General features: G+C 38.8%; 7 protein-coding genes and 1 pseudogene. All 8 read right to left on the bottom strand.

Features of this window, described 5'->3' with window-relative positions:
- Positions 1 to 37 precede the first annotated feature (37 nt).
- Positions 38 to 346: a YolD-like family protein gene (locus GFJ36_RS12890; protein WP_481747066.1), complete on the bottom strand. Its 309-nt coding sequence runs from the start codon at positions 344 to 346 to the stop codon at positions 38 to 40.
- A gap of 173 nt (positions 347 to 519) precedes the next feature.
- Positions 520 to 1,563, bottom strand: coding sequence for an N-acetylmuramoyl-L-alanine amidase (locus GFJ36_RS12885; protein ID WP_157349647.1), 1,044 nt, complete (start codon positions 1,561 to 1,563; stop codon positions 520 to 522).
- A 53-nt stretch (positions 1,564 to 1,616) separates the two neighbouring features.
- Positions 1,617 to 1,853 (bottom strand): BhlA/UviB family holin-like peptide, encoded by a 237-nt coding sequence (locus GFJ36_RS12880; RefSeq protein ID WP_000480957.1) that lies wholly within the window; start codon positions 1,851 to 1,853, stop codon positions 1,617 to 1,619.
- Positions 1,854 to 1,936: 83 nt separating this feature from the next.
- Positions 1,937 to 3,868 carry an SGNH/GDSL hydrolase family protein gene (locus tag GFJ36_RS12875; RefSeq protein WP_157349645.1) on the bottom strand — a complete coding sequence of 644 codons (1,932 nt, stop codon included), beginning with the start codon at positions 3,866 to 3,868 and terminating at the stop codon, positions 1,937 to 1,939.
- 58 nt (positions 3,869 to 3,926) lie between these two features.
- On the bottom strand, positions 3,927 to 4,253 hold the full coding sequence (locus GFJ36_RS12870) for a hypothetical protein (protein WP_098608417.1): 327 nt from the start codon (positions 4,251 to 4,253) through the stop codon (positions 3,927 to 3,929).
- Positions 4,254 to 4,291: 38 nt separating this feature from the next.
- Positions 4,292 to 5,874: pseudogene (locus GFJ36_RS12865) on the bottom strand (phage tail spike protein).
- A gap of 51 nt (positions 5,875 to 5,925) precedes the next feature.
- Positions 5,926 to 6,771, bottom strand: coding sequence for a phage tail family protein (locus GFJ36_RS12860; protein ID WP_157349644.1), 846 nt, complete (start codon positions 6,769 to 6,771; stop codon positions 5,926 to 5,928).
- Positions 6,771 to 7,860 (bottom strand): phage tail protein (locus tag GFJ36_RS12855; RefSeq protein WP_481747065.1); only part of this gene is annotated, 1,090 nt, incomplete at its 5' end. The genes GFJ36_RS12855 and GFJ36_RS12860, both read right to left, overlap by 1 nt.

Raw genomic sequence — 7,860 nt, 5'->3', positions numbered from 1 at the left:
AAAAAAAAAACTCGACCGCCCTTCACAGGCGGTCTTTTTAATTCACGTCAATAATATCGATAAACTTAAACGTATTCTTATGACGAAAAGCATCCGTGCAAATGACAACCTTTTCTAAAGGATCAATATCCGCGACGGTATAGTAGTTTGTATGTACGTGACCATCTTTATAATACGTAATGTTTAATTCCTCGCTAGTTAATAACGAAGTTAATAAGCGGTTTTCAATTCGTTCTAACGCTTCTTGCGTCACTATTGGACGTGGTACCTTCGTATTATTCTCCATGATTTCTCTAATACCAACGAACTGTTCCGGCATACTTGCGAATGGTTGCCACTTTACCATCCCTCTTCCCCGTATTTTTGGAGTTCCCCAACTACTCATATAAATCCCTGTCCTTTCTGTATATAATTCGTGCTTTCTGTCTTTATTATATACGAACGTACGTTCTTAAGGAAGAGGGTTAAACAAAAAAAGAACCGCCTCCTTTTACAGAGACGGTTTATTCTTCGTATTTATTAACGTACTTCCACATAAGTCGGGCTAGCAGTGATGTAATAAACATGCCCTTTCGAATTATGCACTTTATATTGCGGTGAACCATTTACGTCGACTTTAGCATCGATAGTGAATCCGAGCCCTGCATCAACTGTTCCGGATAGGTACGTCTTGTCCCATGTAGCTTTCGTATAGAAGTTTAAGTCGTTTACTTTCGACACGACACGTTTACCCACTACGCCTTTATCAACGCTTGTACTACCCTTATCGTAACGAATATATGACGAATCGTTTTTCATCCACTGTTCTCCGCCGAGATTTAACCAACCGTCTTTTTCAGCGAATACCTGGTAAGCTTCACCTTTTTGTAACTTACGAATCACACCGTAGTTAGTCCCAGGACCTTTTCGTAAGTTAATGTTAATACCATCAATGTATGCAATGCCGTTAGATGGCGTCACAGAAACGTTAGGATTTTCCACTTCTGGCTTGTTCGGTTTCTCCGGTACTACGACGGATACCTCACCGTTATCATACGCTCGTTTTACATCCGCACGGAATTGAGCGATAGATACACCGTGAGAAGCTAAGTATGCACGAGGGTCTTCGTGATCAGTACCGCCTAGTTTACGCGTCACATCTTCATGAGTCCAAAGACCTTGTTCGACTGTTAACCCGTTGTCTTTCAGAATCTTCGCTAGTAATTTAACGTAACGTTCGTACGAAGATTTAAACTTTGCTGGATTGCTAGTTTCGGATAATTCAACGTGGACGAATCGTTTGTTAGCTGCCGGGCCCGCACCGTATGCAATGTACTTCGTATCGGCGATTTGAATCGTTTCGTTCCAGTCCGTTGCGAAGTGTACAAAAGCATTGTGCCAAGTACGAGCTTCATAGTTTCGGATATTAATAGCGGGTGCTTCGGGAGTGGCGGTCGAGTGTGCGACTACACCTTCGTACTGACCGACTCCATATCGATATGATTGTTTGGGTAAATCCGGGATGAGCATTCGGTTAATCGACTCGGCAAAAGCCCCGCCCATGAACGAAAAAAAGACTACCATTACGGTAGCCAGACTCAACGTTAGTTTTGATACAAATAATTTAGTTACGTTTTTCACTTTACGTCCTCCTTCGCATTTAAAATCTGTTTGATTTCCGTTACATCTTTCGATAACGAACCAAAGGCTGAAGCTTGCGTTTCGATTACCTCCTGGTTCTTCTCGATGACCGCTTGGAGTTTACCCTCGCGCTCCTTACTCTCCTTACGTGAATCGAAAAATAGCCAAACAAAAAGGACTGCTAAGAGTCCTTGTGATAACGCTAATTTAAAGATTTCTTCCGGCATAAACATCGTCATCCTCCTTTCGCAAAATAAAAAAAGAGAGACGCCGTGTCCCTCTTCGTTTTGTTGTAAAAGCTGTATTTTATTCATAATTAATACACAGAAAGTTTATTGATTCGAGTCTTACCATATGAATTTTTAAACAACCCTAAAAAACCTCCAATATGTGGTTTCGTCATGTTATATGTTCCTACTTCTATATCGTCTACATAAAATGTAGCCAATCCGGAAGGCGTTACTGTTACACGATATCTATGCTGTGTATTTGAATGATCTTTTTCACTTAATATCGTGTTATTAATATATCCCCCCTTTCCTGACCCTTCTGAATACTTTAGGAATCCATAGTTATCTAAATATACGTATAATCCACCGTGAGGTTGGCTACCGTCTGATATAGGTTTAGTAAACAGAATCATTCCGTCGCCTTTATTTAATGAAGCTATCATCTCTACATCACACGTATCTAATAGACGTGATGTCGGAACATCTAGCATAATGTGGCCAACTGGGTTTTGCTCTGTAAATTCGGCAATATCTATTTCTTCTGCAACTACAACTCTTCGTGAAACGTATGTAGTTGTCGTTCTCCGAGTCAATTGGTATCTTGTTCGATATGCTCTTAAATAATATAAACCGACATTCCCTGATGGTTCAGCATTTTCTAATTCTATAAAATGTAGACCAGGCTTTGCGTTTTCTAATACTAGTATTTCGTTCTCAGTGGCATAAATAGGAGTAATTAGCGCATTATCATTAATGCTAGCATTTCCTATTATTGTTCCATCCACCTTAAAATTACATGATGCTGTACCGCCGCTCCATTGACACGTTGAAACATATATATCTAAACCTGGTTCATCTACCCAAATAGCTGCCCTTACGCTTTGAGTGGAATAATAAAAGAGTCCTGTTCGCGCTCCTTTATTCGTAGATGTATCGTATTTAGCATTAGTTGCCTGCATACCCGGTAATCCTGCCGGAATTATTGTAGGTCCTTTTATTTTCATCATGGTAGGAGCAACAATAGGTAACGCCATATTGATACCTTTTTGAATATACACCTCTTGGGATGGGTGTAACCCATCTGGGAATGCATCTGGTATGTTTAAAGCTCCTTGTAAATATTTATTCGTTAAATACTGTTGATCAATAAAAGGCACATTCAATTCTCTAGCTACTTGTTTCATTGTGTTTGAAAACTGTTGAGTACCTTCCATGCGGAATTGGAAATCGCCACCACCATGATTTGCTAGTTGCACATTTGGTGAATCTAAAATAACCACTTTGTTATATTTTCGAGCGATAGTGACCATTAGGCGGAGATTTTGTCGATACTGTTCAGCATTGATTTTAGGATCAGAAACTCCTGTTGGATTTGCTCCTGTTAAGTCATTCAACCCATAATTTATATAAATAATAGATGCAACACTGTTTTTTACATCATTTTCAAAGCTACGAAGTGCATTTGTAGTCTGATTACTATTTAATCCTCTGTTATTAACGGTTATATTCACATTACCATAATAACTCTGTAAAATTGTTTGCAGCATCGTTGGTGCTGGCGTGTCAACGCGACCACCACCTACTTTTAAACCATAATAGGTAGAATCACCAAAGCAATCGATAACTATATATTCACCCTTAGCCATATCTTGACATAATTTAGCTAAGCTGTTTTGAGATAGAACGTTAATTTGAGCGGTTAATGTATTAAAATCATTGTCCGCTCGAGCCTTTAAAGATGGATGTGTTTTCCCTATTGCATCTACCCTCGCTTGGTCTGCTGCTGGGGAAGAATCTCCTTTGATTACAGCTTCATCTAACTGTTTTTGTACATTTTTTGATAAAGTGTCTGCTGCTTCGGCTTTTTCTTTCGCTATTTTGGCATCCTGTATTAAATTATCATTTGTCTGTTCAAATGCATTGAATTTACCTTCAAGTTGATCCCAGTTTTTATTCATTCCAATCCGCAAGTTTCCGTTTGCGAAATTATTAGGCCATCTATTTAAATTAACTGGCATTTATATCACCATCTTTTCTTTAATATCTAAAAAGAGACCCTTTACAGGATCTCAGGTTTTAATATGGTGTAGAAGTAGGCGAATTAGATGCCATTTGTTCAGAAGTTCCATTAATCATTACATTTACTGCATTCTCTGTTTCTTGTTGGATTAATAGTTTATCTCCTGAATTTAGAACGATAAATGTATCACGTACATTGTCACCGGGTTTCACTTTAACAGTCATGATATCAATTGTATTAAGTGTTAATGTTACCGTTTGTTCAGTTTCTAATGAATTATTGAAGATGAATTGTTTTACAGTAACTTGCTGATTTTGTTGCACATCACATACCACTAATTTGTTTGTTTGAGGTTTCCCTAAGTAAATTTGAACTGATTTCATAATTGATTCCTCCTAAATTTCGTTTTTAATAGTTTCTATTAACCTTCTAACCACACACGGAATATCCGCGCATATGCTTTCTTTCCTGCTACTTTGTTTCTCATACGCAAGTAAAAACTTTTGAGTTCTCCATTCGGAACGCCTAAATCATACACAAGCTCTACATCATCGTTAGACGGTGGCGCAGAAGTCTGTGTGGATGAAATCTTGCTCATGATTTGTTGACCGCTATCGCTCGAAACCATTGCAAGTTCAACCTCTCCACCAGCTTCAGTGAAAATTTGCGCTTTTAATTTTACATATCTTGTTTTATGTTCAAATGTGTAAAATTGGCAGCTATCTAAGACGTCGTGTATAGACGTTAACCACCAGCCATCTTCTACGATGTTAATTCCGCGGAACGGAGGATAGTGACCTGCGATATCAAAACCATACTGTATAGCACCACCAATAATTGTTGCAAAACCGTCATCGCGTTCAACACGAATAAGACCGCGATGAACATCGAGGCCTCCTGCACCAATATGGACGTATCTGTTCGGGTCGTTCGGGTCGATATACCAGACGCCTGTACTGTCCGCAAAGGTTTGCGTATTCATATATAAGTTCTTTAACGCTAAACTTAAATTACCACCGTCGTCCAGTAGTTTTTGGACTTGTTTCTGCGTCTGCTTAAACTGCGCTTCGATGGCTTCCGGCGATTTCAAATATTTAAAAGTCGACAGCTCAACGATAGGCGATTTCGTAATGTCTGTCGGATCGTCTTCGATTTCTACAATACGTATTTTCACTGAAACTCCCGCTTCATCGTATAACATATACACGTAATCTCCATATTCGTATTGATGTAACGAAAGTCCATTTTCGATAAGATTAGCAACACTTACTTTAAATCTCGTTTCCGGAACATCATTTATATCTTTCTTACAACGTTCTAGCAAAGTAGCTTCCGAATTATAGCGTTCGTCGCGTATTGGCTTTTGGTGTATTCGCCCGTAAACTTTAGCCATTGGAGATTCGTACTCAACCTTGATTTCTTTTTCGTCTTTTTTACCGTAACCTTGAATAACTGTTGCAAAGTTACTCATATCGTTTTCCTCTTCGAAGGTTTTCAGGTTGTGTCCGTAACGGAATTGCGCATCCCTTTCGCTACCTATTTCGTTTTTAAACGTTACCGTCTTATTCTTATTATCGATTAAAAATTCCGCTCCGTATCGATTGAGAGCTTTTTGTAAAAGAGCTAATCTTGTATCGTCTCCGAAATTTTCAAATCGTTTTGCTGCAAATGCTCTCCCTGATTAACCCACTTCCAACCGGTATCCTTAAAGATAAAGTCCATACATTGTACGAAATTGGTGTAACCGTTCTTTAGGTCGTATTGCCAATTGTTTATTAAATCATCAAAGAAAACATGGATAGCGGTTATTGCTTTTCCGTAATGCCCTTGTTTGTTTAACCCAATTATTATATATTCGTCACCAAATCTATCTGTAATCTTTGCCCGCTTATCGACTAGATTATAAGCATGTTTCACAGCGTCAGTGTTTAGTAGATTAAAAGAAAGAGTAAAATCACCGTTTACTCTACGTTTTCGTCTCACGTTTTTATAATCACATAGCATTTCTTCTTTCCCGTTTATCCCAGTAACTATTAACGTATCCCTTCACCTCGTTTATAAGTAATAGAATCTAAAATCAAATTTTATTTCAAAAGTACTCGCTGTACCTGCTAATACAAAATCATTCCAACCAGGTTTTAATGTAATCAATCCCCAATTTGTTTTACCAAAAATACTTCCAACTGCTGTTCGATATGATTTGACACCGTCTAGAATAATAACATCGTCCGCAAAAGCCGTATTGCCTGTGTAACTCCAAACATCCCCGGTAGTAACGTTTTTTATGGATAGATTATTAGAAACACCTTTATAGGTAATTTTTAAGGGTAACGATTTTGGATCTATAGTTACATCACCAGCGTTATAAATACGAAAAGATGTAGTGTTATGTGTATACTTTATATCTTCAGCAATTAAACCTTGTCCGATTTGCCAAATGTTAGAATCAAAAGTTAGTGGAGACAACGTGGTCCCAATCGACTCAGCAAATGGAGAAAATGCAATAAACTCAATATCAAAGAACCCATATATACGTTGTTGTTCGATATCGTAAGAACTGTTGCACTTGACGCGCCATCGTTTCCCTGGATTTCGGGCATCGATGATATAAAACGGTTGTCTACTATCGAAAATCTTAAACACTTCGTCTCGTAGTAACGCATAATCCCACATATCGTACGCCTTTAAATAAAAAGAGCAATTGATTTTTCGCGGTTCGTAAACCGTCCCTAAATCGATTGCTCCATGTTGTCCGTCTGTTTCTTCTGTATTATGTTTCGGGGATGGTGAGGACGGGTTGAAGTCTCTCGTTGTAATCCCGATTTCTTCAAGCTTATATGTCTTTCCATCTAACCGTTGTACTATTGTTCCTAATGTTGTTTCTATATCCACCTCCGCCATCACCCCTTGTCTCCTAATAAATATGATTGGATACTTACGTCCTGCATACGCATGTTATCTAAGTACCCTTTTGTCGCTCTCGCTATTTCCCTACCGTCCATCACAATTACATTTTCAATCGTCATTTCACGTTGGAAGTTCGAAGTCGCATCCGTACTAGGCTTACGATTCGTACTCGCATACACCGAAGGTGCTACGGCTTTTGCCACGCCTGTATTTACAGAACCTGTGTCCACTGCTAACATTTCCGGCTTCATCCAGTCAGCCATATTCTCTGATGTTTTAATTATTGCGCTTTTCATTCCGTCGATACCATTCACGTAACCTTTGCCCGTATATATACCGTAATCACGGAAAACGCGTGAAGGAGAGTGAATCGATAATATGCTTGTAAATTTATCTTTAATACCGTTACCAATGTCTGTTATTTCCCCCCAGATGGCACTCGCCATTCCACTTATACCATCTAAAAGTCCTTGCATCATATTACGACCGATGCTCCCTAAATCGATTCCGCTTAAGAATGACGTCACATTATTAAAGATTTGAGTTACAGTGTTATAAATAGCGTTTAGGATGCTAGATGTAGCGGAACTTGCTGCGTTCCACATCGCAGAAATAATACTGCCTGCTGCAGACATTGTTGATGAAATCACCGAACCTATACCCGAGAAAATCGAACTTACTAGTGAACCAATTGCTGATAGAACACTAGAAAAAACGGATTGTACTAAATTTAGCCCCGAGGTCACTACAGCTTTTATTAAATCTATCGCTCCTTGGATTATACTTCCAATTAGTGACATTACATTTGAGGTTATCCCTTTCACCGCGTTCCATGCCCCACTCCAGTCTCCTTGTAGAACTGCAGTAAATAACTTTATGATATTGGTTATAATACCAATCGCAGATGTAATTATGCTCATAACGGCTGGAAACACCGCTTGAACAACTGATAAAATAAATTGGATTGCTGGGATCACTACGCCAGTTATAATCGTTGCTAAACCTTGAATAATCGCAACTGCTACTGGGATTGACGCTTGAATAATCGAAACTATTACTGGGAAAACTGCCTGGACTGCTTGC

This window comes from Bacillus sp. EE-W1, assembly GCF_009760835.1.
GTDB lineage: Bacteria > Bacillota > Bacilli > Bacillales > Bacillaceae_G > Bacillus_A > Bacillus_A wiedmannii.
Note: the sequence above shows the minus strand (reverse complement) of the source record. Positions and strands in the feature narration are given on the sequence as shown.

Excerpts from the sequence above, each read along its gene's own strand:
- GFJ36_RS12875 (WP_157349645.1), bottom strand. The coding sequence starts at position 3,868 with ATGCCAGTTAATTTAAATAGATGGCCTAATAATTTCGCAAACGGAAAC.
- GFJ36_RS12885 (WP_157349647.1), bottom strand. The coding sequence starts at position 1,563 with ATGGTAGTCTTTTTTTCGTTCATGGGCGGGGCTTTTGCCGAGTCGATT.
- GFJ36_RS12890 (WP_481747066.1), bottom strand. The coding sequence starts at position 346 with ATGGTAAAGTGGCAACCATTCGCAAGTATGCCGGAACAGTTCGTTGGT.
- GFJ36_RS12870 (WP_098608417.1), bottom strand. The coding sequence starts at position 4,253 with ATGAAATCAGTTCAAATTTACTTAGGGAAACCTCAAACAAACAAATTA.
- GFJ36_RS12860 (WP_157349644.1), bottom strand. The coding sequence starts at position 6,771 with ATGGCGGAGGTGGATATAGAAACAACATTAGGAACAATAGTACAACGG.
- GFJ36_RS12880 (WP_000480957.1), bottom strand. The coding sequence starts at position 1,853 with ATGTTTATGCCGGAAGAAATCTTTAAATTAGCGTTATCACAAGGACTC.